At 43.3% G+C, this 25996-nt stretch carries 25 protein-coding genes; 13 read left to right on the top strand and 12 right to left on the bottom strand.

Annotated features, from left to right (window positions below; translation table 11 throughout):
- Window positions 1-206: 206 nt before the first annotated feature.
- Window positions 207-1679, bottom strand: a complete 1473-nt coding sequence (locus tag ACVW0P_RS01315; RefSeq protein ID WP_457130477.1) for a pseudouridine synthase — start codon at window positions 1677-1679, stop codon at window positions 207-209.
- Between the two features lie 221 nt (window positions 1680-1900).
- On the opposite strand from ACVW0P_RS01315, the gene ACVW0P_RS01310 reads away from it, so the two are divergent.
- Window positions 1901-2692, top strand: a complete 792-nt coding sequence (locus ACVW0P_RS01310) for a lytic transglycosylase domain-containing protein (RefSeq protein WP_457130476.1) — start codon at window positions 1901-1903, stop codon at window positions 2690-2692.
- A 134-nt stretch (window positions 2693-2826) separates the two neighbouring features.
- Here the strand turns inward: ACVW0P_RS01310 and ACVW0P_RS01305 are convergent, their stop codons facing one another.
- A complete protein-coding gene (locus tag ACVW0P_RS01305) occupies window positions 2827-4128 on the bottom strand; it encodes an esterase-like activity of phytase family protein (protein WP_457130475.1) in 1302 nt (433 codons plus the stop codon).
- A 251-nt stretch (window positions 4129-4379) separates the two neighbouring features.
- Between ACVW0P_RS01305 and uvrA the strand changes: the two genes are divergently transcribed.
- Complete coding sequence (gene uvrA / locus ACVW0P_RS01300; RefSeq protein WP_457130474.1) at window positions 4380-7226, top strand: excinuclease ABC subunit UvrA; 2847 nt, start codon at window positions 4380-4382, stop codon at window positions 7224-7226.
- A gap of 133 nt (window positions 7227-7359) precedes the next feature.
- Window positions 7360-8865: an NAD(P)H-hydrate dehydratase gene (locus ACVW0P_RS01295; protein ID WP_457130473.1), complete on the top strand. Its 1506-nt coding sequence runs from the start codon at window positions 7360-7362 to the stop codon at window positions 8863-8865.
- 227 nt (window positions 8866-9092) lie between these two features.
- Here ACVW0P_RS01295 and ACVW0P_RS01290 read toward each other — a convergent pair whose 3' ends face one another.
- From ACVW0P_RS01290 to ACVW0P_RS01265, 6 genes are all read right to left on the bottom strand, one after another.
- Entirely contained in the window at window positions 9093-9920 is an 828-nt protein-coding gene (locus ACVW0P_RS01290) for an anti-sigma factor (RefSeq protein WP_457130472.1), read from the bottom strand.
- A 2-nt stretch (window positions 9921-9922) separates the two neighbouring features.
- The gene (locus ACVW0P_RS01285; RefSeq protein ID WP_457130471.1) at window positions 9923-10474 is read right to left on the bottom strand and encodes an RNA polymerase sigma factor; all 552 of its coding nucleotides are present in this window, start codon (window positions 10472-10474) and stop codon (window positions 9923-9925) included.
- Between the two features lie 24 nt (window positions 10475-10498).
- Window positions 10499-11377 (bottom strand): lipoyl synthase, encoded by an 879-nt coding sequence (gene lipA, locus ACVW0P_RS01280; RefSeq protein WP_457130470.1) that lies wholly within the window; start codon window positions 11375-11377, stop codon window positions 10499-10501.
- 157 nt (window positions 11378-11534) lie between these two features.
- Entirely contained in the window at window positions 11535-11864 is a 330-nt protein-coding gene (ytxJ, locus tag ACVW0P_RS01275) for a bacillithiol system redox-active protein YtxJ (RefSeq protein ID WP_457130469.1), read from the bottom strand.
- Window positions 11865-12099: 235 nt separating this feature from the next.
- A complete protein-coding gene (ribH, locus tag ACVW0P_RS01270) occupies window positions 12100-12597 on the bottom strand; it encodes a 6,7-dimethyl-8-ribityllumazine synthase (protein ID WP_457130468.1) in 498 nt (165 codons plus the stop codon).
- 159 nt (window positions 12598-12756) lie between these two features.
- Window positions 12757-13431, bottom strand: a complete 675-nt coding sequence (locus tag ACVW0P_RS01265; protein ID WP_354428063.1) for a tetratricopeptide repeat protein — start codon at window positions 13429-13431, stop codon at window positions 12757-12759.
- A 310-nt stretch (window positions 13432-13741) separates the two neighbouring features.
- Here ACVW0P_RS01265 and recF point away from each other — a divergent pair, with 310 nt between their 5' ends.
- Window positions 13742-14842 carry a DNA replication/repair protein RecF gene (gene recF, locus ACVW0P_RS01260; protein WP_457130467.1) on the top strand — a complete coding sequence of 367 codons (1101 nt, stop codon included), beginning with the start codon at window positions 13742-13744 and terminating at the stop codon, window positions 14840-14842.
- Entirely contained in the window at window positions 14835-15125 is a 291-nt protein-coding gene (locus ACVW0P_RS01255; protein WP_354428066.1) for a DUF721 domain-containing protein, read from the top strand. Before recF ends, ACVW0P_RS01255 begins: the two co-directional genes overlap by 8 nt.
- A 1-nt stretch (window position 15126) precedes the next feature.
- On the opposite strand, the gene ACVW0P_RS01250 is transcribed toward ACVW0P_RS01255, so the two are convergent.
- Both ACVW0P_RS01250 and ACVW0P_RS01245 read right to left on the bottom strand, forming a co-directional pair.
- Window positions 15127-15327: a hypothetical protein gene (locus tag ACVW0P_RS01250; RefSeq protein ID WP_457130466.1), complete on the bottom strand. Its 201-nt coding sequence runs from the start codon at window positions 15325-15327 to the stop codon at window positions 15127-15129.
- 140 nt (window positions 15328-15467) lie between these two features.
- A complete protein-coding gene (locus ACVW0P_RS01245; protein ID WP_354428069.1) occupies window positions 15468-15887 on the bottom strand; it encodes a nucleoside-diphosphate kinase in 420 nt (139 codons plus the stop codon).
- Window positions 15888-16016: 129 nt separating this feature from the next.
- On the opposite strand from ACVW0P_RS01245, the gene ACVW0P_RS01240 reads away from it, so the two are divergent.
- The 5 genes from ACVW0P_RS01240 (at window position 16017) to ACVW0P_RS01220 (ending at window position 21012) form a co-directional block, all read left to right on the top strand.
- On the top strand, window positions 16017-17027 hold the full coding sequence (locus ACVW0P_RS01240; protein WP_354428071.1) for a DHH family phosphoesterase: 1011 nt from the start codon (window positions 16017-16019) through the stop codon (window positions 17025-17027).
- A 15-nt stretch (window positions 17028-17042) separates the two neighbouring features.
- A complete protein-coding gene (locus ACVW0P_RS01235) occupies window positions 17043-18014 on the top strand; it encodes an FKBP-type peptidyl-prolyl cis-trans isomerase (RefSeq protein WP_457130465.1) in 972 nt (323 codons plus the stop codon).
- Between the two features lie 53 nt (window positions 18015-18067).
- Window positions 18068-19066, top strand: coding sequence for an FKBP-type peptidyl-prolyl cis-trans isomerase (locus tag ACVW0P_RS01230; protein ID WP_457130464.1), 999 nt, complete (start codon window positions 18068-18070; stop codon window positions 19064-19066).
- A 47-nt stretch (window positions 19067-19113) separates the two neighbouring features.
- Window positions 19114-19881 (top strand): TatD family hydrolase, encoded by a 768-nt coding sequence (locus tag ACVW0P_RS01225; protein ID WP_457130463.1) that lies wholly within the window; start codon window positions 19114-19116, stop codon window positions 19879-19881.
- 111 nt (window positions 19882-19992) lie between these two features.
- Window positions 19993-21012 (top strand): asparaginase, encoded by a 1020-nt coding sequence (locus tag ACVW0P_RS01220; protein ID WP_457130462.1) that lies wholly within the window; start codon window positions 19993-19995, stop codon window positions 21010-21012.
- Between the two features lie 73 nt (window positions 21013-21085).
- Here the strand turns inward: ACVW0P_RS01220 and ACVW0P_RS01215 are convergent, their stop codons facing one another.
- The gene (locus ACVW0P_RS01215; protein WP_457130461.1) at window positions 21086-21796 is read right to left on the bottom strand and encodes a LytR/AlgR family response regulator transcription factor; all 711 of its coding nucleotides are present in this window, start codon (window positions 21794-21796) and stop codon (window positions 21086-21088) included.
- On the bottom strand, window positions 21793-22812 hold the full coding sequence (locus tag ACVW0P_RS01210; RefSeq protein WP_457130460.1) for a sensor histidine kinase: 1020 nt from the start codon (window positions 22810-22812) through the stop codon (window positions 21793-21795). The genes ACVW0P_RS01215 and ACVW0P_RS01210 overlap by 4 nt, the downstream gene beginning before the upstream one ends.
- 242 nt (window positions 22813-23054) lie before the next feature.
- On the opposite strand from ACVW0P_RS01210, the gene ACVW0P_RS01205 reads away from it, so the two are divergent.
- From ACVW0P_RS01205 to ACVW0P_RS01195, 3 genes are read left to right on the top strand one after another with little or no spacing between them, the layout of a single operon-like run.
- Entirely contained in the window at window positions 23055-23867 is an 813-nt protein-coding gene (locus ACVW0P_RS01205) for a DUF3108 domain-containing protein (protein WP_457130459.1), read from the top strand.
- A 32-nt stretch (window positions 23868-23899) separates the two neighbouring features.
- A complete protein-coding gene (locus ACVW0P_RS01200; protein WP_457130458.1) occupies window positions 23900-25402 on the top strand; it encodes a cryptochrome/photolyase family protein in 1503 nt (500 codons plus the stop codon).
- 56 nt (window positions 25403-25458) lie between these two features.
- Window positions 25459-25965: a GbsR/MarR family transcriptional regulator gene (locus tag ACVW0P_RS01195; protein ID WP_457130457.1), complete on the top strand. Its 507-nt coding sequence runs from the start codon at window positions 25459-25461 to the stop codon at window positions 25963-25965.
- Window positions 25966-25996 lie beyond the last annotated feature (31 nt).

Raw genomic sequence — 25996 nt, 5'->3', positions numbered from 1 at the left:
CAGGCAATAAACACAAATGTGTAACCGTAAACACCGATTGGTGTTTTAATAAGGTGATAATAAAGGCTTAAGCTAATAATATCGGGCGAGAAATATTTAATAATATATTTTGAATACTCCTGTCACTGCAATGACGGGCGGGAGAAAGCCCGTAAACAAAAAAGGCATCACGTAAATGATGCCTTTTAATATTATGTTGATGATCCTTATTTGATCAAATGTTTCAACTGGATCACTTCTTTCTCATCAAGGTATCTCCAACGTCCACGCGGAAGATCTTTTTTAGTAAGGTTAGCATAAACCGAACGGTCAAGTTTCACCACATCATAACCAAGCGATTCGAAGATACGGCGCACAACACGGTTTTTGCCGCTGTGGATCTGGATGCCTATATCTTTTTTAGTGCCACCTGTAACGTACGATACGCTGTCCGGTTTTATAACACCATCTTCAAGCTCTATACCGTATTCTATCTTGTTCAGATCGCCTTGTGGTAATGCCTTGTTAAGTTCTACCAGGTAAAGTTTGGTAATGCTGTTACGCGGATGTGATAGTTTGTCGGCAAGGTCGCCGTCATTGGTCATCAATATTAAACCGGTTGTATTACGGTCAAGGCGGCCAACAGGGTAAATACGTTCTTTACTGGCTTTATCAACCAATTGCATAACGGTACGGCGCTCCTGAGGGTCGTCGGTAGTGGTGATATAATCTTTTGGTTTATTAAGTAGTACATAAACCATTTTCTCGCGTTTTAAAGCTTCGCCGTTGTAGCGTACAAGATCTTTGATCGGGTCAACTTTGTGGCCCAGTTCAGAGATAACCTCGCCGTTTACCGATACCACACCTGCCGCGATCAGCTCATCAGCCTTACGACGGCTACAGATGCCTGCATTGGCAATATAACGGTTAAGGCGTATCAGGCCATCATCTTTAGCTTTTACAACCGGGTTTTTACGGCCGCGCATAGTAGGTTTTGATGGTGAATCGTCGCCCTCGCGTTTGCGGAAACCCGTTGATGTACTCGGGAAATCTTTTGTGCCGCCACGTGTGCCTGCAAATTTCTTGTCGCCACCAAAGCTTTTCTTTGGCCCGCCTTCGCGGGTGCCGTATGGTTTTTTATCAGCGCCTTCGGTTTTTGGCCCGTCGGTACCGGCTGGTCTCCTGTTAAATGGTTTATCGCCTGCGGCAGCGTTTTTACGCGGGCCGTATGATGCTGGGCCTAAACTTGGCTTGCGGTATGTGCTGCCACCTTCGCTATCGCCACCCGGTGTGCGGCCACTGTATGGTTTATCACGAGGGGTAAACTTACGGTCGCCTTGTGGTGCATCGCCGCCGAAACTACGTTTTGGGCGGTCGTTATCTGCCGGCCTGCCGGTATATGGGCGGCCTTTTGGCGTAAATGATTTTTTTTCGCCACCGCTAAATGATGAGGACTGGCCGTAGTCTTTCTTTGGCCTGTCGCTGCCTTCAGCATCTGAATTACCGGTGTTGGGTTTTGAGTAGGTAGATCCGCGTTTATCTACCGAGAAGTTTTTTTTGCCATCTGTACGGCCTGTGCCGAATGATTTTCCTGTCGAGGATGATGATGGCCTTTTGCCGTTTTCGCCACCACTTTTAGAGCGGTTTTGAGAGTTGTTCGGCCTGTCGTCGCGACTACCTGCTGGTCGTTTAAATACCATAATTTTTTGTTTTGCGCTTTCGCAGCGTGAGGGTCAAAAGTACAACTTTTTAACTAAAAATACAACTTTTTAATCGGGTGCAAAAAGCAGGTTTAAAGCAGTTTAAACCACGATTTTCGCGCTATTTTAAAATTCTCAAAACACTAAGGTTTTACTAAGTGTTTGACAATCTGATTTATATAGCTTACCTTTGCCGCACATCATACCAAAAAGTATAATTAATGAGTAAAATTGAAATGACTAAAAAACACCTAATTACGTGCTCCGTAATCTTCGTGCTGGTTATCATTTCCAGGCTTAACATTTACAGTACAAACCCTGTTTTCGTCGCCAAAACTATCGTTAATAAATCTTCAAATTACATCTTTAACAAACACACCGAAGATGCTGAAGCAGCGTATAATTTTGCCAACGAAGCACTGCCTGTAAACGATAAAAAAGTAGATTTTAAATTAAAAAAATCAATAGCAAAGCACGGGTACAAAACAGTTCAATCGAACGTTTTGCATGCAAAAGCCGACAAGATGTTCCCAATTATTGAGCCTATCTTAAAAGCCTACGGCATCCCCGAAGATTTTAAGTACGTGCCGTTGGTAGAATCGGGCTTGTGCGAAGGTACATCGCCAAAAGGCGCACGTGGCGTATGGCAGTTTATGCCGGGCACCGCACGCACTTACGGTTTGAAGGTTGGCAAAGGTAAAGATGATCGCTTAAATTTGCGTAAATCAACCATCGCGGCCTGCAAGTACATTAAAGAACTGTACGGTGAGTTTAACAGCTGGACATTGGCTGCTGCTGCTTACAACAACGGTTCGGTAAAACTGGAACGCGCCATGAACAAGCAAAATGAGGATAACTATTTCCGCATGGTGCTTAACCGCGAAACCGGTTCGTACGTTTACAAGCTTATCGCGATGAAAGAGATCATCAATAAGCCTGCAAAATACGGGTATAAAAACTTTTATACCTACATGCATAAACCACTGCCATTTTTGGTAGCATATAACAATTAAAGTAATTTAATATTACGGAGCACATTTAAAAAGCCATCCCTGGTTGGGGTGGCTTTTTTTGTTTTGGATATAGGAGTACAAAAAAGCACGCTCGGCGCAAAGAGGGGCTTAAAAGTCATGGAGGTATTATCTTACTACAATTTCAACTTTACAAAGTATAACCTGTTATGATCTACAGTTTTTGTAGCGGGGAGTATCTTTTGGGCAAAGCCGCTCGCGCCGTTATCAACCACTCCAAAATCGTCATCGTTAGATATTACCAGGATATTGCCTTTTAACAGGGTGATACCTTCTGCTTTATCATGCGGGTAAACGGTTGGCAGGTCTTTCAACAGGTCAAGTTGCAGAGTTTTGGTAACCGGGGTAATCCCGGCAGTTTGCAGGCCTGCTGCATCATTCAATTCTTCAACAGTTTTACCGCTGTAAAGCTTGCCTGTCGCGCTGTTAGTAGCATCAGAAATATCTGTAGCGTTGCTAACATCTATCTTAAAGATTTTTTTAAATGCAGATGGGTTAGTTGGTGCGCCACCGTAAAGGCCGTCGCGCTCGATAGTTAAGAATGTTGTGGCGTTAACCGCTAAAATTTCGCTGCAACCGGTAAGCGTAATGTTATCCATCAGGTAAACGTATTGTTTAGTGTTACCCGTTGCAATTTCATAAGTCAAGATCCGCAGCACTACCGAATTTGCAATGGCGGCTTTTGTAGGGTTGTACATTGGCGATTGCATAATGCCTACAAGGGTTTTACCATCGGGGGTGATAGTTAAACCTTCCATACCACGGTTGGCACGGCGTTTTGCAAATACCAAAGGCAGCTTGCGTCCACCTGTGCCACTGCCAAACGGGTTGATGCGCTCTAAGGTTTTACCTGTCGCGTCAAAATGGGTAATGTGAGGGCCGTACTCGTCGCTGATCCAAAAAGTACCATCGGCAGCAAGCACCATACCTTCCGAGTCGATACCATCGGCACTGGTTGGCAGTATGTTACCATTCAGGTCATACGGCGTTTCGCCAGAGTTGCCTTGCCCTACAGGGTTCGGCAAACCGTTTAGGTTAACACCCGCAGCATTTTTAAGGTTAATAGTCTGCTCAAGGTATAGTTTACCATCCTTTAAACGGAACTTACCGATAGCCGGGGTAAAATCAGATTTACCTAAAATGATCGAGTTTGCGATAGTACCTGCGACGTTTGGCCCGCGGTCGGTAAGCATATAAAATACGGCAGGGTCGTTATGGTAGGCAGCCACGGCAGATCCAAAACCACCGTTGTAAACTTTTACGCCACCGGCGGTAGTAAACAATATGACGGGGTCGTTGGCCTCGGCCATATCAGGGTAAATTATAGGTGGCGTTACAACCACGTCATGGTTGTTTTTTTTACAAGCAGCCAGACTTATGGCAGCAAATGCAAATACGCTAAGTAAAGTTCTTTTCATTTTTAATGGTTTGGCTTGTTTATTTGCCGCAAATGAAGCCATGTTTTATAAATACATTGTTAACCTAAAAACATTTATTTAGCGGCCTTAATAAGGTGTTGATGCTGAGGTTGTATTTTTACATTAACAGGTACTTCAGATCTGGTGAAGCGTATAAATCGACCTCGTTTTTGCGTATATTTGCGAACTTTTTTAGTAATAACGCGGCCAATTAAAACCAAGCCGCATCTGTCTTGTTTTCTGAAAAATATATGAGCGAAAAAACATTAGACCTGGGCGAGCAAAGTGAAGTTGAAGTTTATGGTGCCCGGGTACATAATCTAAAAAATATAGATGTTTCTTTCCCCCGCAATAAGCTGGTTGTAATAACCGGGCTTAGCGGTAGCGGCAAGTCATCCTTAGCTTTCGATACCATTTATGCCGAGGGGCAGCGCCGCTATATGGAAACATTTTCGGCCTACTCGCGCCAGTTTATGGGCGGTATGGAGCGTCCCGATGTTGACAAGGTATCTGGCCTTAGCCCGGTAATTGCAATCGAGCAGAAAACGACCAGCAAAAACCCGCGCAGTACCGTTGGTACCATTACAGAGATCTACGATTTTATGCGTTTGCTTTTTGCCCGCGCGGGTGATGCCTACAGCTACACCACCGGCGAAAAGATGGAGCGCATGAGCGAGGAGCAGATCCTGAAAACCATTTTTGAAAAGTTTGACGGGCAGCCCGTCAACATTTTGGCACCCGTAGTAAAAGCCCGTAAAGGCCACTACCGCGAGCTTTTTGAACAGATCCGCAAGCAGGGCTACCTGAAGGTTTATATAGATGGCGCTATTGCCGACGTTGAACCAAAAATGCAGGTAGACCGTTATAAGATCCACGATATTGACATTGTGGTTGACCGCCTGGTAGTAAGCGAGGCTGATAGCAAGAGGTTATATACCTCCGTACAATCTGCCCTGAAGATCGCTAAGGGCATTATCCGCATTGGCGATAAGGACAATAACGTAGCCTACTTTAGTAAATATTTGATGGACCCGGTGTCGGGCATCTCGTATGATGAGCCGCAACCAAATACCTTCTCGTTTAACTCACCCTACGGTGCCTGCGAAAAGTGTAATGGCCTGGGTTATATTTTTGAGGTGGATGAAGCATCGGTAGTGCCAAACCCGAAACTGAGTATCCTAAATGGTGGGCTTGCCCCTATTGGCGAGTACCGCGAAACCTGGATCTTCCAGGTGTTAAAGGCACTGGCTAAAAAATATGAGTTCTCGCTATCTACCCCGATAGAAAAACTGACCCGCGAACAGCTGGATATGATATTGAACGGCACGCCGGATATGATAACTGTTGCTGTAGAATATAATAAATGGAATGTTCAAAACTACCAGGTAACGTTTGATGGCATCATCCGGATGCTGGAAGAGCAGCAGGAACGCCGTAACGATGAGGGTATGGACGATATGGAAAACTATCGTGTATTGCGTATCTGCCCGGTTTGTAGCGGTGCCCGTTTAAAGAAAGAATCGCTGCACTTTAAGATTGACGAGAAGAATATTTTTGAGCTGGCCTGCATGGATATTACCACGCTTAGTAAGTGGTACACCGGCATTGAAGACCGCCTTAACGAACGCCAGAATATTATTGCTAAAGAGATCCTGAAAGAGATCCGCGCACGTATCGGTTTCTTGTTGGATGTGGGCTTAAGTTATTTGACTTTAGACCGTACCGCTAAAACACTTTCTGGTGGCGAGGCGCAACGCATCAGGTTGGCAACTCAAATTGGTTCGCAGTTGATGAATGTAATGTACATTTTGGATGAGCCAAGTATCGGCCTGCACCAGCGTGATAACGAACGGCTTATAAACGCCCTTAAAAACCTGCGCGACCTGGGTAACACGGTTTTGGTTGTAGAGCATGATAAGGATATGATACTGGAAGCCGACCACGTAATTGACATGGGCCCGGCAGCAGGCGTACACGGCGGCACTATCGTGGCGCAAGGTACACCTGCCGAATTGATGTTACACCACACGCTTACTACATCGTACATCAACGGCGAGCGCGAAATTGCCATACCCGAGAAACGCCGCGAGGGTAACGGTAAAACCTTATCACTTAAAAAAGCTACAGGCCATAATTTAAAGAAAGTTTCTGTCGATTTCCCGTTGGGTAAACTAATAGGGGTAACGGGGGTGTCAGGCAGTGGTAAATCGAGTTTAATAACCGAAACATTATACCCGATACTGAACCACCATTTCTTCCGTGCTAAGAAAGTGCCATTGCCTTATGATAAAATTGAAGGCCTGGAACATATCGATAAAGTAATCGAGATAGACCAAACGCCAATTGGCCGCACACCTCGTTCCAACCCTGCCACTTATACGGGGGTGTTCTCAGATATTCGTAACCTGTTTGTGGCACTGCCAGAGTCGAGGATTCGCGGGTATAAGCCGGGCCGTTTCTCTTTCAATGTAAAAGGTGGGCGTTGCGAAACTTGTCAGGGTGCAGGCCAAAAGGTTATCGAGATGAATTTCCTGCCGGACGTACAGGTGCCCTGCGAAGAATGTGGAGGCCGCCGTTACAACCGTGAAACATTAGAAGTGCGTTACCGTGGTAAATCCATCAGCGATGTGCTGGATATGAGTATCGAAGATGCTACGCCATTCTTTGAGCATATCCCATCCATCTATCGTAAGGTTAAAACCTTATTTGATGTGGGTTTGGGTTATATCACACTTGGGCAATCATCAACCACATTATCCGGCGGTGAGGCGCAACGTGTTAAATTGGCAACCGAACTGAGTAAAAAGGATACCGGCAACACGTTCTATATATTAGATGAACCAACAACCGGCCTGCACTTCGAGGATATTAACGTATTACTTGGGGTGATAAATCAATTGGTTGATAAAGGGAACTCGGTATTGGTTATCGAACACAACCTGGATGTTATTAAGGTTGTAGATCACGTGATTGACCTTGGTCCAGAAGGTGGATCTGGCGGTGGCAAGATACTCTTTAGCGGCACCCCAGAGGGTTTGTGTAAAGTTAAAGATAGTTTTACAGGGCAGTTTTTGAAGAAGGAGATGAAGATAAAGTAATTTACATTTGTCATACTGAACATAGTGAAGTATCTAATCGTCGGTTTGCATTCATGATTAAATCCTTCGTTCACTAGAATGACAAATCTTTTTCTCCCCAAAACAAAACGCATAAATCCTATCTTTAGGATATATGCTGCCTTTACTCGTATCCAAGCAAATCCGTGAAGCCGACGCTTACACTATAACTCATGAGCCAATAAGTTCTGTCGACCTGATGGAGCGCGCCTCAAAAGCCTTTGTGGGTTGGTTCATCAACCACTTTCAGGATAAGAAACAAACTATTGCGGTTTACTGCGGCACTGGTAACAACGGTGGCGATGGTTTGGCTATCGCCCGCATCCTGTACAATCATGGTTATCGCAATATTGATGTGAAGATCTGCCGGTTTAGTGATAAGGCCAGCGACGATTTTAATGAGAATTTAAAGCGCTTAAAGGCGACTAAAATCGCCATGAAAGAGCTAAAAACCGCCACAAAATCGACCGTAGATAAGGCTGATATAATTATCGATGCCATGTTGGGCAGTGGGCTAAACAAAGCCCTTGCCGGCGATTATAAAACGGTGGTCGACTACTTGAACGGACTGGATAAAACCGTTGTGGCAGTTGATGTGCCTACCGGTTTTTACACCGATGGTGAGATACCCAAAGATGCCACAGTTTTAAAAGCGGACCTGGTAATTACCTTCCAGCAACCCAAACTCAATTTCTTGCTACCCGAAAGTGGCCTGTTTATCAAATGCTGCGAGGTGGTAAAAATAGGATTAGATGAAGACTTCCTAAATACGGTTGCCACACCTTATTACCTGTTAGAAGAAAAAGACGCGCAGCAACTTATAAAACCACGCCATCGCTTTAGCAATAAAGGTACATACGGCCACGCTTTGATTATTGCAGGTAGTGATGAAACCATGGGGGCTGCACTGCTGTCGGCCTCGGCTTGCGCGCATGCAGGGGCTGGTTTGACTACGGCATGTATCCCGCGGAGTGGATTGGTTGCCTTAAATAGCTCTATTCCCGAGGTTATGGCGTTCGTGCGCGATGAAAACAAGCTGCCCAAAATTGAGTGGGAGAAATTTAGCACCATTGGCATTGGCCCGGGCTTGGGCCGGGAGACCGACACATTAAAGTTGCTTAAAGCCATATTAAAAAATTATGATAAGCCGATTGTGATAGATGCGGATGCGCTGAATGTATTATCTGAGAACCAAAGCCTGCTTAAAAAACTACCGGCCGGGAGTGTAATTACCCCACACATGAAAGAGTTTGACCGCTTGTTTGGTAAATATACCAGTTGGTGGCAACGGCTGCAAACAGCGAAAGCCAAGGCAAAAGAATTAGGCATTTACATCATCCTGAAAAACGATTATACGATTACGGCTACGCCAAATGAAAAACTTTATTTTAATTCGACAGGGAACGCGGCTATGGCAACCGGCGGGATGGGGGATGTGCTTACAGGAATCATCGCCTCGTTATTAGCGCAAAAATATTCGCCACTGGATGCCTGTATTTTAGGTGTGTATATCCACGGTAAGGCGGGCGATGAGCTGGCTCTTCCTAACAGGTTGAATGTGGTATTGCCTACAAAGATCATTAGCCAGTTGCCCTTCACAATGGCAAAACTAAAGGCATAAAAAAGCGAATGTCAGTATCAAACATTCGCTTTCAAACTATTAACTGATCTTATAAAGAACTATATACTTCTAACTAACTATACATATGACGTGTGAGTCATGTATTAGTTACACTAACAACGCTAAATATTTATTTGTTTTATATAAGATGCTTTTTTTAACAAAACTTTAACAAAAAAGCCGCTCTGCGTAAGGCAAAACGGCTTTTTCACTATTGAAATGTCTTATTAAAATGTACCTATCACCACCATTTGATCCATGGTTGGGTTAATGCTGCCACCGTTTGGTTCAAGTGTTACGGCAAAGCCCTGTGCGGATGCTATAGCCTTCATTTCCTTAACACCGGCAGTATCTGCCTTAGGCAGATCAAATACGCCCATATCTACAGGTTTGCCATTTACCAGCGCCCATAATTGGTACTGGTGTTTCTCGTCGTGTTGTGGTAGTTTCAGGCTTGGTACATCTACCATTACCTTTTTGCTTACCGAATTCCATGCTAATACCATAGCAGCGGATGGTGTTTTGGCGGTACCTTTAAGCTTTAATACTTTAAAGGCGGTATCGCGGTAAACCTGTAATTCGTTATCGCGCAGGCTAACCTGGTTAACAATCTTAGTATTGTCGGTTTGTAAAGCGGCAAGCTGTGTGTTAGACTCCTGCAGTTTGCTATATAGGTTTACCAGGCCGTATATGCTTGTTAACAATAAGGTAAGGCAGGCAGCAAAGGCGTATTTGTAAAAGCTGGTTAAACGTGCGGCAGGGATTGTGCGGATATTTTCATCATCCTGCCGGGTAATAGCTTTAGAGAAGGTGTTATCATCGCCAAGGTTAACAATAAGGCTGTTTAAAACCTTTGTGCGTAAATTTTCTGATGGTTCAACGGCATGCTCTTCCGCATAAAACTCCATTGATTTTTCTATTTCGGTAATTTCGGCTCTTATCTCAGGATATTTCGCAGCCATCTCTTCCACCTGCGCTTTCTCAGTAGCGCTGGTGTCACCCATGACGTAAAGTTCTAAGATGCCTGATTCGATATATGCCTTAACGTTTTCCACTATTAATTAAAATGTTTTCTGAGTTGTATTATGGCCATCCTTAATCGTGTTTTAATGGTGCCCAGGGGTATGCCAAGTTCTTCGGCGGCCTCTACGTGGGTATAACCTTTAAAATACACGAGATCAAGAATCGACTTTTGCTCAGGTTTTAGGGTAGATACTAATTCCCTGATGCCCAACAATTCAGGCTTGTAAACTGTATTTCTTTGTTCGTCAATGAAAGTTACGTTATTTTCAAGCTCATGGTTTTTGCTCTGGTTCTTAAAATCCTTCGATCTAACCTTGTCTATAGCTAAATTGCGTGCGATATTTACCATCCAGGTAAATAAACGCCCTTTTTCGGCACTATAGCCGGAAAACGAATGCCAGATCTTTACGAAAGTTTCTTGTAACACATCTTCGGCGATGGCCTCATCTGTAATGATTCGTGAGATAACACCGAACAGGGATGCGGAATACATATCGTACAATGCCTCAACCGCGATCTTCTCTCGGTTGCGCAAAGCGAGGACTAAATCCTCTTCAGATAATGATATTTTACGTTTGGGGCTCAACTCGATGAAGATATAAAGGATAACTTACATTTCAAACAAATGTTTTTCGGCATGATAAGAAGAGCGTACCAGCGGGCCGCTTTCTACATACCTGAAACCTTTTTTCAATCCCCATTCCTTGTAGCTTGCAAACTGATCCGGGTGGATCCAGTCAATAACCGGATGGTGGTTACGTGTTGGCTGCAGGTACTGGCCTAACGTAAGGATGTGTACGCCAGCTTCCAGTAGGTCGTCCATTGCTTCCAGTACATCTTCCTCGCGCTCGCCCAGGCCAAGCATAATGCCCGATTTGGTACGCACGCCTGCAGCCGATGTTATTTTAAGCGCCTCGAGGCTGCGGTCGTATTTTGCCTGGATGCGTACTTCGCGGGTTAGGCGGCGTACAGTTTCTAAATTATGTGACACTACCTCCGGGCGTGTTGCTAATACGCGGTCAAGGTTGCCCCAAATGCCACGGAAATCGGGCAGTAAAGTTTCAAGGGTGGTATCCGGGCTTTCGCGGCGGATGGCATTGATAGTTTCGGCCCAGATGATAGAACCGCCGTCTTTAAGATCATCACGATCAACAGAGGTGATAACACAGTGCTTAACCTGCATCAGTTTTACCGAGTTCGCTACACGGTTCGGCTCATCGGTATCAACAGCCAAAGGCCTGCCGGTTGCTACGGCGCAAAAAGAGCAAGACCGGGTACAAATGTTGCCAAGTATCATAAACGTAGCTGTACCGGCTCCCCAGCACTCGCCCATATTGGGGCAGTTGCCGCTTTCGCAAATGGTATGCAGCTTATGTTCATCAACCAAACCACGTACGTGGGCGTATTCTTTCCCTACCGGAAGCCTAACCCTTAACCAATCGGGCTTGCGCTGCGGTTGGATGGCGGGTACTACTGGCAAATCTATCATGATACAAAAATAGTTAAAAACCCCCTAACCCCCTAAAAGAGGAATAGAATTAGTACAATATTACAGTTTGTTGATGCAAAATCAATCAGACACAAAAAAATCCGCAGAATAACTCCTGCAGATTATATATATCTGAATTTAAAAACTCTTGATTCTCTTATGAAAGCACACTCATGGCCTCATCAACCGAAATAGAGCCGTGCGATTGATCAAGCACACATTCGCCATCTTTTACTAATAGCATCTGTGGCGACTCGTGGTGTACCATAAAATCTTGCGCTACTTTGGCAGATAGGTCGCGGTGTTTTATAAGGTCTAAAAAGTATAACGGCATATCCGATGGCAGGTTCTGCCAATCCATCTCAAAGCGCCTTTTTGCCATCATGCTGATAGAGCATCGGGTGCTGTGTTTAAAAATTAAGCTGTAGCCAGCTTGTTGTTTAATATTATATATCTGTTCTGCCGTGTCCAACGATATCCATTCCATGAAACAAAAATATAAGTAATTGCCTGTTTAAAAGTAAAGACAATGTAAAACTGCTTTTAGTTTTAACTTAAAGGTAAAAAAATGACAAATTGCTGTGTTAGCGGCGGCTGGGGTATGAGCCGTATGCAGGGCATAACTTGTTAGAGCATGACGACATACTGCCAATTGCAAGTGCTATGATTGCTATGTATAAGATATTTTTCATGTGCTTGTTAAACTTGGTATTTATACGGGTTTACCCAATTAAAGTTTCGTTCAATTTGGCCATTTTAATGGCGGTTACAGCAGCTTCGTCGCCTTTGTTGCCGTGTTTGCCACCACTGCGGTCAATAGCCTGCTGCTGATTATCAGTAGTTAACACACCAAATATAACAGGTTTTGAATATTTTATAGCAACATTAGTTACACCATTTGCAACCGCGGCGCAAATAAAATCAAAATGTCGGGTTTCGCCCTGTATCACACAGCCCAATGTAATTACAGCATCAAGCTTTTTGTTTTTCAATAACAGTTCGGCACCGCTGGTTAATTCAAAGCTGCCCGGCACCGGGAATGAGTGTATATTTTCGGGCTTAGCGCCGTACTTGATGAGGCTATCGTAAGCCCCCCTGTACAATGCATTGGTTATTTCTGCGTTCCACTCGGCAACCACAATACCAAAGCTATAGCCTTCGGCCGATGGGATCTCGCTCGCGGTCGAAAAATCTGACAGGTTTTTTAATTGAGTAGCCATTTTTTATTTTAGATTTCGGATGTTCAATTTCGAATTGCTATACTATCGGTCTCGGATTTGCTTTTAAATAAAAATGTCCGATTTCTGATCTATTGTGAATGTATGCATTCAACTTATAAATCCGAAATCGAACATTTGAAATCCGATATTGATGTTTTATTACTTTGTGTCAACGCGTGCAATGTACTCGTCAATGTTTTGAGCCTCGGCACTTTCAAAATAATCAGCTTTTATTTTTTTATATGTATCAGCAGCAGCTTGATTGTCTTTTTTTGCTTCGTAAACCAAGCCCAGTTTTTTTAGGTAAAACGGGGTAAGGAATTTGTTGCTTGCTTTATCAGCAGCTTTTTTGAAAAAGGTCTCCGCTTTTTCTAAATCTTTCAATTCAACGTAAGCATCGCCTGTGCTACCTAAAGCTTCAGCAGCAACCATATTGTCATCGCCACGGTAGTTGGTAAGGTTATCAATTGCCTGGCGGTATTCGCCTTTGTTTAAATAAGCGGTGCCTAAGTAAAAATATGCAAGGTTAGCAACCTTAGTGTTGCTGTAATCAGTTATAATTTTTTTGAAACCAGGGTAGCCGGCATCGCCATTAATAGCTTTGTCCCAATCTTTTTTAGCCCAAAAATCTTGTGCTACGTGCATTTGGTTTGCAGCGGTAACTTCCCTTGGTGCAAGGTAAAGTTTAAGGTATGCTATGTAAATAACAATCATCACAACAATAGCTGCTGCAATAAATAATAAGCTTTTTTGGTTCTCCTGAACAAAACTACCGCTCTTTACAACACTTGTTTTCTCTGCTGTAGTTTTTGTATTCACCTCGGTTGCTGACATCTGTATTTAAAAATTAAGTTTGCAAAAATACGGTTTTCAATCCTTTTAGCAAATTTAAATTTTGGATAGTTGGTATATGCGTAAAGGGTTTGTTATTAGTGGGTAATAGGGCTGAAAGATAGCGGGGAAATTGCCTTTCTGCAGTGAGACGCAAAGTATCGCACCCCTATATTATTCATCCCGTAGAGGTAAGATACTTCGCGCCGCCAAACTTCACATCTATAAAAAGAATGGCTGCAGAATCCCCAATAAACTAATGAACCATTGAACAAATAAACCAACCAAAAAACACTAAATTTGCTCCCCGCTTATGTACTTGCAGCACCTATCATTTATCAACTTTAAAAACTATACCGAGGCCGAAATTTCGCTCGCCGAGGGGGTGAACGCCTTTGTTGGTAATAATGGCGCGGGTAAAACCAACCTGTTAGATGCGGTGCATTACCTGTCGCTTTGTAAAAGTTATTTTAACCCGATAGATACCCAGCAGATAAAGCAGGGCGCCGATTTTTTTATGATAAACGGCGTGTTCCAAAAAAACGGGAACAAAGAGGTTGTGGCCTGCGGGGTAAAGCGCAATCAAAAGAAACAATTTAAACGAAATAAAAAAGATTACCAGCGCCTGGCAGATCATATCGGGCTGTTACCGCTGGTGATGATCTCTCCGTATGATATCAGTATCATCATAGAGGGAAGCGAAGAACGCCGCAAATTTATAGATAACGTTATCTCGCAAACCGACCATAACTACCTGGACGAACTGATCGTATATAATAAGGTATTAACCAACCGCAACGCTCTGCTTAAGCAAATTGCCGATACCGGCCGTTACGACCCGGAACTGCTGTCCGTTTTCGACGACCAACTAATCGCATCCGGTACCCGCATTTTTGAAAAGCGCAGGGCGTTCATGGAACTGTTTACCGGCATTTTTAACAGGCATTACCAGTTTATTAGCGAAGATGCCGAACAGGTAGAGCTGAACTATGAGTCGCAATTGCTGAATGAAAGTTTTGCCGCTTTACTCAAGAAAAGTATGGAGCGCGACAGGATCCTGGAGCGTACAACCATGGGTATCCATAAAGATGATCTGCAGTTTAACATCCACGGCATGCCTATGAAAAAGTTTGGATCTCAGGGGCAACAAAAATCTTTTTTGATAGCATTAAAGCTTGCGCAATATACCTTCCTTACCCAAAAAAATGGTTTTAAACCTTTGCTTTTGTTGGATGATATTTTTGACAAGCTGGATGATAGCCGCGTTACCAAACTGATGCAAATGGTGTCCAACAATGATTTTGGGCAGGTGTTTATCACCGATACCAGCAGCGCAAGGGTAGAGGGGATATTCGAGAAAATAGATGTAGGGGTGAAATTATTTAAAGTAACGGAGGGTAGTATAGATGCGTAAGGCAAACGATAAATCGTTAAAGGATGCTATTGAGCAGATGCTTAATGTTTACAAGATAAAACGAAAGTTTGACGAAACCGCAATTGTAACCCTATGGCCCGATCTGGTGGGAAAATCGGTAGCTAACCGTACCAAAGAATTATTTATAAAGGATAAGAAATTGTTCCTGCGTATAGAGTCATCAGTTATTAAGCACGAACTTGTAATGATGCGAGAGCAGATCATCCAAAAAATAAATGAGTTTGCAAAAACCGAACTGGTTGCAGATATCGTATTCCTATAAATTACCTGTTACGAGAAAAACGTAACCGCTGGCTAACCTTACGGAAGCTATCGTCCATTATCTGCGAAAAGGCTAATAAAAAAATACCCGGGAATATAAATGCGAATTGTGCCTCAGGATGGTCCCTGAAAATATCCATTGAAATTACAATAATAGCCACGATAACTATAGAATAGATAAGGTATTTAATAAGTGACTTCATAGTAATCGCATTTAATAGGCAGACGTTAAGTTGCCCTGATATGAAAGATACATACTATTTGTTTATTAGCAAGTAAACAACAAAAAAGCGCTTTGTAATTAATAGTTTACAAAGCGCTTTTTTATTTGAGCCTCAATAGCTTAGAAACGTTCGAAGGCCGAGAAAAAGAAGTTGCCTTCTATCGCTGCGTTTTCGTCAGAATCTGAACCGTGTACGGCGTTTGCATCTATAGATTTTGCAAATAAGTTACGGATAGTGCCTTTGTCAGCCTTAGATGGATCTGTTGCGCCAATAAGTTTGCGGTAGTCGTCGATAGCGTTATCTTTTTCTAAGATAGCCGCAACGATAGGGCCCGATGACATAAAGCCAACAAGGTCTGCAAAGAAACCACGCTCGGCGTGTACCGCGTAAAACTCACCTGCTTTTTCAGCACTAAGTGATGTGTATTTTAATGCTACGATTTTAAAACCTGCTTTGCTTATCTGGTCTAAAATAGCACCAATGTGGCCGTTTGCAACTGCATCGGGCTTTATCATTGTAAAAGTTCTGTTATTTGCCATTGTATAATGTACTTTGTTGATTAAAGAGGCGCAAAAGTAGCGTTTTATAACTGAAACTTGAAGCTTTTGCCACAATTATGCTATACGTATTTAATTAATTTACTTAGCTTTGCAACTCTTTTAAAATTGATGTTGGATTTAGCCTCGCTTACTGCACTTTTAAGTCAGCCCCGTAAAATAGTAATTACTACCCATCACAAGCCCGATGGTGACGCTATGGGCTCGTCGTTAGGGATGTATAACTACCTAATACAGCAAGGGCACCACGCCAAGGTGATTGCACCTACAGATTATCCTGAGTTTTTACACTGGATGCCGGGCAACGAAGAGGTGATAATTTTTACCGAAAACCGCGATCTTGCTGCCACGTTAATTGCCGATGCCGAGATCATTTTCTGCCTTGATTTTAACGCCCTGAACCGCATTAACGATATGGGCCCGCTGGTTGGCGAAAGCAAGGCCTACAAAGTGATGATAGACCATCACCTGGAGCCGGAAGATTTTGATGATTACCGCCATTGGGATATCAATGCTTGTGCTGCTGCGCAATTGGTTTATACATTTATAGCAGACCAGTTACAGCACGCCGAATTAATTAATAAAGATGTAGCTACCTGTTTATACACAGGTATCATGACAGATTCTGCATCTTTCCGGTTGCCAAACACCACATCAACCGTGCACCGCATAGCGGCACATTTGATTGATGCCGGCGCCAATAACTCACGCATCCACGAATTAATATACAGCAGTTCGTCAGAAAACCGTTTGCGCTTTTTGGGCCATTGCCTTGCAAATTGTTTAGAGATACTGCCCGAATATAATACAGCCATAATGGCCGTTAGCAAAGCCGATATCGCCAGGTTTGATGTAAACACCGGCGATACCGAAGGAATAGTTAACTATGCACTTTCAATTGCAAGCGTGCATTTGGCAGCATTTATAGTTGAGCGTAACGATAAGGTTAAACTATCCTTACGTTCAAAAAATGTGTTCCCGGCAAATGAGATCTGTAAAAAGTATTTCCAGGGGGGCGGTCACCGCAACGCGGCAGGCGGCCAGTCTGATGAATCGCTGGAGGCAACTGTAGCAAAATTTAAATCAATATTACCCGAGTATAAAACACTATTATTACAATAAGAACTAACAGAAAAAATGAGAAAAAACTTAATGATCATAGCAGTTGCGGCATTAGGGCTTGCAAGTTGCAAAGGTGGTTTTAAACAAGGTGCCGGTGGCATGTTGTACAACATCCGTACAGATAAAGCCGGGCCAACTATTAAGCCGGGCGATTTCATTAGCCTTAACCTGATATTAAAAACAGACGGCGACTCGGTATTAGGCAGCACCTATGAATTAGGCCGCCCTGTACCACAGATAATGGAAAAAGAAAGCCGTAAAGGTGATATTTCTTCTTCGTTTTTGTTGTTGAGCGAAGGCGATAGCGCTACCGTAAAATTAGCTGTCGACTCAATGTTTAAGAAAGGCGCACCAAGGCCTCCCGGCATCAAAGGTAAATACCTTATTTACGAAATTAAGGTTGAAAAAGTAATTGCAAAAGGTAACCAGTCAGATCCTGTTTTCCAGGCACACGTTACTGATTACTTTAAAGCTCAAAGCGAGATCATCAAGAAAAAAGAACCTGCTAAGATCAAGAAGTATGTAGACGATAAAAAACTTAAAACTACTACTACAGCATCTGGCTTACAATATGTAATTAAAACCCCGGGTAGTGGCCCTAATGTTGCTGTTGGCGATACCGCCGTTGTCAATTACACAGGCAGGTTATTAGATGGTAAACTATTTGATACCAGCGTTAAAGAAGACGCTAAAACCGACACTAAAATTTACGATGCACGCCGCACATACGAGCCTATTAAGGTGCCTGTTGGCGAAGGCCGTGTAATAGCAGGTTGGGAAGAAGGTTTGCAGCTTTTAAACAAAGGTGCTAAAGCAACTTTCGTAGTTCCTTCGGCCATTGGTTACGGTGAGCAGGGTTACCCGCCACGTATCGGTTCGTTTGCTCCAATAACTTTCGAGATAGAGTTATTGAAGATCATCAAACGTGACCCTAACGCGCCAAAACCGGTACAACAACCGGCAATGCCACAACCACAAGTAAGATAATTTTATAAAACTTATACAGCCTTCCGGAGTAATCCCGGGAGGCTTTTTTTATTATGAAGAATATTATTTTTTTTAGTTTGATGCTTTGCCTGTTTGGCTTTGAGGCAAGCGCGCAATTTCAGCGTACCGCAAGGGGCGTGCAATACCGGATCATCAGCACAAAACCGGGAGCAAAGTTAAAGCAAAACGATGTGATCACCTTTAACGCCACCCAGGCAACGGAAACAGATTCGGTATTGTTTAGCACTTATAAGCAAGGCCAGCCAATAAAAACGCAGATCGTCCCATCTACCAATATAGCCGACCTGATGGACATTTTCCCGCTAATGGCGGTTAATGATAGCGCGATAGTAAAAGTACCGGTCGATTCGGTATTTAAAGGGCACGAAACAGAGATGCCGCCAATGTTTAAAAAAGGGAGCAACCTGGTTTTTAAACTGCGGATACTTTCTTCGCAAACATTAGAACAAGCCATGGCCGAGCGTAATGCCGCTATGGAAAAAATGAAGGCCGAAGGTGAAAAAGTTAAAGCGACCGAAATGGCAACTTTATCAAATTACATTAAAACCAAAGGCCTTGTTGCTAAAACTACGCCATCGGGTTTGCATTATGTGGTTAAAACCGTAGGTGCAAAACCTAAGCCGCTTAATGGCGATACCGTGTATGTAAACTATACAGGCCGCACGCTGGAGGGTAAAATGTTTGATAGCAGTGTTGAGGCCGATGCAAAAGCAGGTGGCTTAAACCAGCCGGGCCGCAACTATGAGCCCATCAGCTTTGCATTAGCTACCGGCCGCGTTATTAAAGGCTGGGACGAAGGTTTGGCCCTGCTCAACGAAGGTTCTAAAGCAACGTTCATCATCCCATCGGCATTAGCTTATGGCGAGCGTGGTGCAGGCGAGGACATTAAACCATATTCTACCTTGTTATTTGATGTAGAATTGGTGAGGGTAGCGCGGATCAAGCATCCGGCTATTAAACCGGCAACTAAAGCGCCGCTAAGTAAGAAAGGCCCTGTTAAGAAACGGGTAATAACCAAAAAGAAAAATTAATTCAATTGAAAAGCCTTCCGCAAAGAAGGCTTTTTTACTTTTGTACCATGGTATTTACTGACACACATACCCATTTATATTACGAAACGGAAAAAGAGAAGCGTACCGCTTTGATGCAGCGTTGCCTGAATAGTAACGTAAGCCGTTTATTTTTGCCAAATGTAGATGCTGCTTCGGTACCGCTGATGTTTGATCTGCTGGCGGCTTATCCAGATAATTGCTACGCGATGCTGGGCCTGCACCCATGTTCTGTAAAGGAAGATTGGGAACATGAACTGTCGCTTATTGTAGCATCCTTACATAAATACCCCGTGTATGCCGTTGGCGAAATTGGGATAGACCTTTACTGGGATAAAACCTTTTTAACCGAACAGATCCAAGCGTTTAAATTGCAGATAGATTGGGCCAAAAGCATGAAAATGCCGATAGTGATCCATTGCCGTGATGCTTTTGATGAGGTTTACCAGGTTTTGCAGGAAACCAAGGACGGAAATCTGCGCGGAATATTCCATTGTTTTACCGGCACGCTGGAGCAAGCCAATAAAATAACCGAAATGGGCTTTTATTTGGGTATAGGCGGGGTAGTTACCTACAAAAATGGAGGACTGGATAAGATATTACCTCAAATTGATTTAAAGCATGTGGTTTTAGAAACCGATTCTCCGTACCTTACACCCGTTCCGTACCGTGGTAAACCTAACGAAAGCTCTTATTTAACTTATGTAGCCCAAAAAGTGGCGGAGCTATATCAAATATCTATCGAGGAGGTGGCTGCTATCACCACTCAAAATTCGAAAAAGATATTTGGTGTATAAAAGGACGCGAGACTTAAGCCTGAAGAATCAAGAAAACAAGTTGACAATTGAGTTTTCTTGATTCCTGCTTAATTCAAATAAATTAATATTAACAGCATAAACCTGACCTGAATGAGCCAGATACTGATCATCTATACCGGAGGGACAATAGGTATGATGAGCGACCCGGTTACAAAAACACTGGTGCCCATTAACTTTGAACAGATAATGGATAACGTGCCCGAACTGGAAAAGCTTAATTGCAAAATTAAGGTGCACTCGTTTGAGCATATCATCGATTCATCAAACATGAACCCCGAGGTTTGGGCAGAACTTGCCGCGCTTATAGAAGCCAACTACAACGAGGTGGATGGCTTTGTGATACTGCATGGATCTGACACTATGGCCTTTACTGCATCGGCGCTTAGTTTTATGCTGCAAAATTTGGATAAACCGGTGATATTTACCGGGTCGCAGTTACCTATCAGCGCGGTACGTACCGATGCCAAGGAAAACCTGATGACCTCTATCGAGATTGCCAAAGCCAAAAAGAACGACAAAGCGCGCGTGCCCGAAGTTTGTATTTACTTTGATTACAAGCTGTTCCGCGGTAACCGTGCATTCAAATATAATTCTTCAAAGTTCGAGGCCTTCCGCTCGCCCAATTACCCGATATTGGCAGAGTCCGGCGTACACTTGCGTTTTAGCGTGAACGATATTCGCGAGCCGGGTACAGGCCCGCTGAAAATTCATAACACTTTAGTTAACGATGTTGCCGTATTAAAACTTTACCCGGGCATCAGCCCTAAGGTTGTCGAAACCATTTTAGGTGCAGATGTACGTGGCATTGTTATGGAAACATTTGGCGCGGGCAATACTACCACTGATCAATGGTTTATCGACCTGCTTAAAAATGCTATCGATAGCGGTAAGGTGATCCTCGATATCTCCCAATGTAAAGTGGGTACTGTTGAACTTGGCCGTTACGAAACCAGCAAGCAACTTAAGGACATGGGCGTTGCCAACGGTTACGACATGACCTACGAAGCAGCCGTCACCAAAATGATGTACCTGCTTGGCGAACTTGATGACCCGCAAGAAGTAAAACGCTGTTTAGAAAAAGACCTAAGGGGCGAGTTGACGGAATCGTAAAGAGCATTATTACCGCTTTACTCCATCCAGCGCGTTATTGAAATGACGTGTATAGACAGATTTCTACCCGCTTTTAAAACAAACGCTTCCTAATCAGCCCCATAAACCCATCCCTAAACTTTTCGCTTACGGGGATCTGTTTATCGCCAATGTAAATATGATTGTCCTGAATCTTGCTTAGCAGTTTTGTGTTGACGATATACGAGTTATGTACACGCACAAAGGGTGTGGACAGTTGCTCTTCTATATCTTTTAAACGGCGGTATATCAGCAGTTCCTCATTTCCCGTAACCAGGCGAACATATTCTTTTTCCCCCTCGAAATAAAGCACTTCATCCAACAGGATCTTGCGTAGCGTTTTACCCGATTTTACAAAGAAGTAACCCTCATCGGCCTTGCTTTCTGCCTTTTCAACTACCGGTTGCTTAGCAAAAGCGGCCTCAATTTTTTGCGTGGCTGTTACAAAGCGTTTTAGGGTGATAGGTTTTAAAAGGTAGTCTATAGTTTGGAAAGCGTAGCTTTCCGCAGCATGTTCTGCGTATGCGGTAGTGAATATGATCTTGGTTTCTTTAGGTAGCAATCCCGCCAGTTCCATCCCGGTTAGGTGCGGCATATTGATATCCAGAAAGATAAAATCTACCGTGTGTTTTTTTAGGAAATTCATTGCTTCCAACGCGTTGTAGCACTTGCCTAAAAGCTGCCATTGGGTGGTTTGCCCTATAAGCACCTCCAGCAGGTTTACCGCATTGGGTTCATCGTCAATAATGATACACCTTAAATTCATGCCAGCGGGATATTTAGGTTTGCCACGTAAATATCGCCTTTATTTTGCACCTGCAATTCAAAATTGCTGCCATATAATAGCACCAGCCGTTTGCGCAGGTTATCAATCCCAAAACCTGTCGAGGAGATGCTTAGCGGGGTTTGCGGTAGCGTATTGGTTGTAGTAAATATCAACCTGCCATTTTGCTGTGTTAGCGAGATCTCTATTTTATTTTCGTTGCTGCTTTTATCAATTCCGTGCTTAAAAATGTTCTCGACGAAGGTCATCAGTAACATGGGCGGCAGGCTTTGGGCGGTACTGGAATCCTTATGGAACGTGAGATCGATATCATACCTAATGCGGATCTTTTCTAACGCGATGTAATTCTCCAGAAACTGGATCTCGGTACCCAGGTTAACCTGTTCTTTGGGGCTTTCGTCAACAAAGTAGCGCATAATATCGCTCAAACGTTCTATTAACGCAGCCGTGCGTGGTGCCTCGAGGTAGGCTTCGTAATAAATATTATTGAGGGTATTGAAGAGAAAATGTGGCTGCACCTGTGATTTTAGCAGGTTGATTTCTGCCTGTGTTTTTTGGGTAAGGATCTCTTCCGACTGCCGTTTAAGGGCGAAATAAGCTATAGCTATCCTGAACACAAAGCTGAGCAGGAAGATCATAATGCCGCCGACAATCATGCTGATCACGGCCTTCATGGTCATAGGCTCGGGGTGTTTGGCGAATAAAAGGTTGTAAATATTTAAGGTGATAAATGCACGCATAGCGCCCACGGCAAGCAGGAAAATAACTACCGAAAGTACATAATACATAGCTTTTCCCTTTAAATATAGCCTTGGGAACAGCCATAAAATGTTACCATAAATAATAGTAGCATAAAAGCAGGTGTTCAAAAGAGCGTAGGTAATGGCCTGCCAAAAGCTATCCATTGCCAGTAACGAGAGGGTGATGACCAGGAAAACAAAACCCCAAACCATCCATTGCAATTGCACAATGGTGGGTTTACTTTTAAACGATAACATGCTTAAAAGTACAAAGCTTTTTCTGAGAAGCCTACCTGTTTAAACAATAGCGGCATTTATTTAAATGCATGCCGCTTTTTCTTAAACGAATGGGTTAAAAGGCAAATATCACAGGAGTAAATGACATCGTTGAAAATATCGCTCTATTAATTAAATACATAGCCAACAAGGTTGAAACAGTTTCATGTGATGGGTGATGAATTGCAGATTTGTAGCAACATGAAAACTTAAATGCACACAACATGAAAATTCAAACATCAATAACGGGCATTATCATATGCCTTTTAACTACATTGTTTTTATCGGCAAACCCAAAATTTGCATTGGCACAGGTAGATACCATAAGGCTTAAAGATCGTCGCTTGAACACAGCGACATTAAAACCCGGCTTGCGCCAGTACCTGGTTTACTTTCAATCGCCCAAAAAAGCCAAAAGCCTTGGCTTTTGGCTTTGGCTGCGCGATACCAAAATAGCAACCCGCAATGGCGAGCAGGTATTAGTTACCAGCCAGCACTGGTACGGCAGTGATAGCACCAGTCACCGCACGGTGTATTCCGTAAACCGGATGAGCGATTTTGCGCCGATCTATCACGTCGAAAACGTTGGTGGTAAAAACAGCGCTTACAATTGGGGTGCCGATAAAATTAAGGGCGCCGATACCGTGGCTAATAATACGAACAAAGATTTTTCGCTTGATTTTAGCTCGCCAAACTTTAACTGGAATTTGGATATAGAAACCTTCCAGATGCTGCCATTGGCCGCCGGTAAAACCTTTGCCATTAACTTTTACGATGCTGGGCTTGGCAAACCCGATTATATTATTTACAAGGTGATAGGCAGCGAGGTGATCATGACCATGGATAACCAAAAAGTAGATTGCTGGAAACTATTTAACGAAAGTGACTACAAAGGCCAGCATGCTACCGAAACTTTCTGGATCAGTAAAAGAGGCCACGAGTTTATAAAAGAGGAAGATGCCTTTCCGGGCGGCTACCGCTACAAAGTAAAGCTGCCTGCCGCCGCTTATAATGTTTTATCGAGGTTTGGTAAGTAGAACAATTTGCCCTTAAAGCATGTTTTAAAGCCATGCATCCCAAAAGTATAACGCTCATTTTTCCGCACCAGTTGTTTCAGAAACACCCGGCCGTGAAAAATGAGCGTTTGGTTTACCTGGTAGAGGAAGAATTGTATTTTAACCAATATACCTTCCACAAGAAAAAGCTGGTGCTGCACCGGGCCTCTATGATGTTTTATGCTGATTTCCTAAGCGAAAATGGCATCCAAGTAAAATACATTGAAGCCACAGATGAACTGTGCGATGTACGTAAACTTATTCCTTATTTAGCAGGGCAGGGGGTGGATAGCATCCATTATGCCGATGTAGCCGACGATTGGCTGGAGAAACGCTTGGATACTCATTGCGCCAAACACAACATCGCATTAGCAAAATATCGCTCCCTTAATTATTTGAATAGTGCCGGTGATGTAGCCGAATATTTTGATGGGCGCAAAACGTATTTTCAAACCGATTTTTACATCGCGCAGCGAAAGGAGCGAAAAATCTTATTGGAAGCCGACGGCAAACCCCTCGGCGGTAAATGGACCTACGATAGCGAGAACCGTTTAAAATTCCTAAAGAACGAAGTTGTTCCTGTGTTGGATGTTCCAGCCGACAACAAATATGTAACCGATGCACAGCAATGGGTAGATAGCTACTACCCCGATAATTATGGCAGCACGGCATCGCCATTTGGAAACCTTGGCGGGTTTTATCCCGTTACTTATAAAGAGGCAGAGCATTGGCTTGGCAATTTCCTGAAACAGCGTTTCCATAGTTTCGGAATCTATGAGGATGCAATGGTTGCGCAGGAGGGTTTTCTGTATCACTCCATACTTACCCCGATGCTAAACATTGGCCTGCTAAACCCGCAGCAGGTAATTGATAAAGCCCTTGATTTTGCTGCGGATAATGAGATCCCCCTCAATTCGCTCGAAGGTTTTATTCGGCAAATTATGGGCTGGCGCGAATTCATCCATATTGTTTACAAGCGCGAGGGCGTAAAACAACGCACCAAAAACTACTGGGGCTTTAAACGGAAGATCCCCGCATCGTTCTGGAAAGGCAAAACAGGGATTTTACCTATAGATACTGTAATTAAACGGGTACTAAATACGGGTTACAGTCACCATATAGAACGGCTAATGGTAATGGGCAACTTTATGCTGCTTTGCGAGTTTGATCCGCATCAGGTTTACCAGTGGTTTATGGAGATGTACATCGACGCCTACGATTGGGTAATGGTGCCCAATACTTATGGCATGACGCAATTGGCCGATGGCGGCCTCATGATGACCAAGCCCTACATCAGTGGCAGTAATTATCTTATGAAAATGGGCAATTGGCCCAAAGGCGACTGGCAGCAAATTTGGGACGGCCTGTTTTGGCGGTTTATGCATGTGCACCGCAACTTCTTTTTACAAAACCCAAGACTGGGAATGCTTATCAAAACCTTTGATAAAATGCCTTTAGATAAGCAGGAGAAACATCTTGCGAATGCAGAATTTTTTTTAAAAGAACTTGATAAATAAATAAAAATAAACTTTCAATATATTTTGAAAGTTTAAAAAGATATGTACATTTGTATATGGAATTACCGGAGGCAAAACAAAAGTTTATTGAAGCATGGGGCAGGTTGGGATCTGAGTGGGGGATAAACCGCACCATGGCGCAGGTACACGCTTTGCTATTGGTAACCCCCGGCGAGTTAACTACCGAAGAAATTATGGAAAGCCTGAGCATTTCTCGCGGTAATGCCAACATGACCCTTCGCGACTTGATGAGTTGGGGCCTTGTTGAAAAATTACATAAAGCAGGCGAACGTAAAGAATACTTTTTTGCTGACAAAAATACCTGGAATATTGCCCGCCAGGTTGCCAAAGAACGCCGCAAACGCGAACTGGAACCCGTACTTAAAATTTTAGACGAGCTTACAAAAGTAAAAGGCAGTAGTAAAGACCCCGAGTTTGCAACTTTCAATAAATCTGTAACGGATATAAATAAGATGGCTAAAAATGTGGATAAAACTTTAGAGGCAATGCTTAAAGCCGAAGAGAGTTGGTTTTGGGGCTCTATTTTTAAAATGTTCAAGTAACATTTTTTTTGCTTTTTAATTTCAATTATTA

The sequence above is a fragment of the Mucilaginibacter sp. UYNi724 genome, assembly GCF_054057495.1.
The sequence above is the reverse complement of the archived record's forward strand: the minus strand, read 5'-3'. Positions and strand labels throughout refer to the sequence as shown.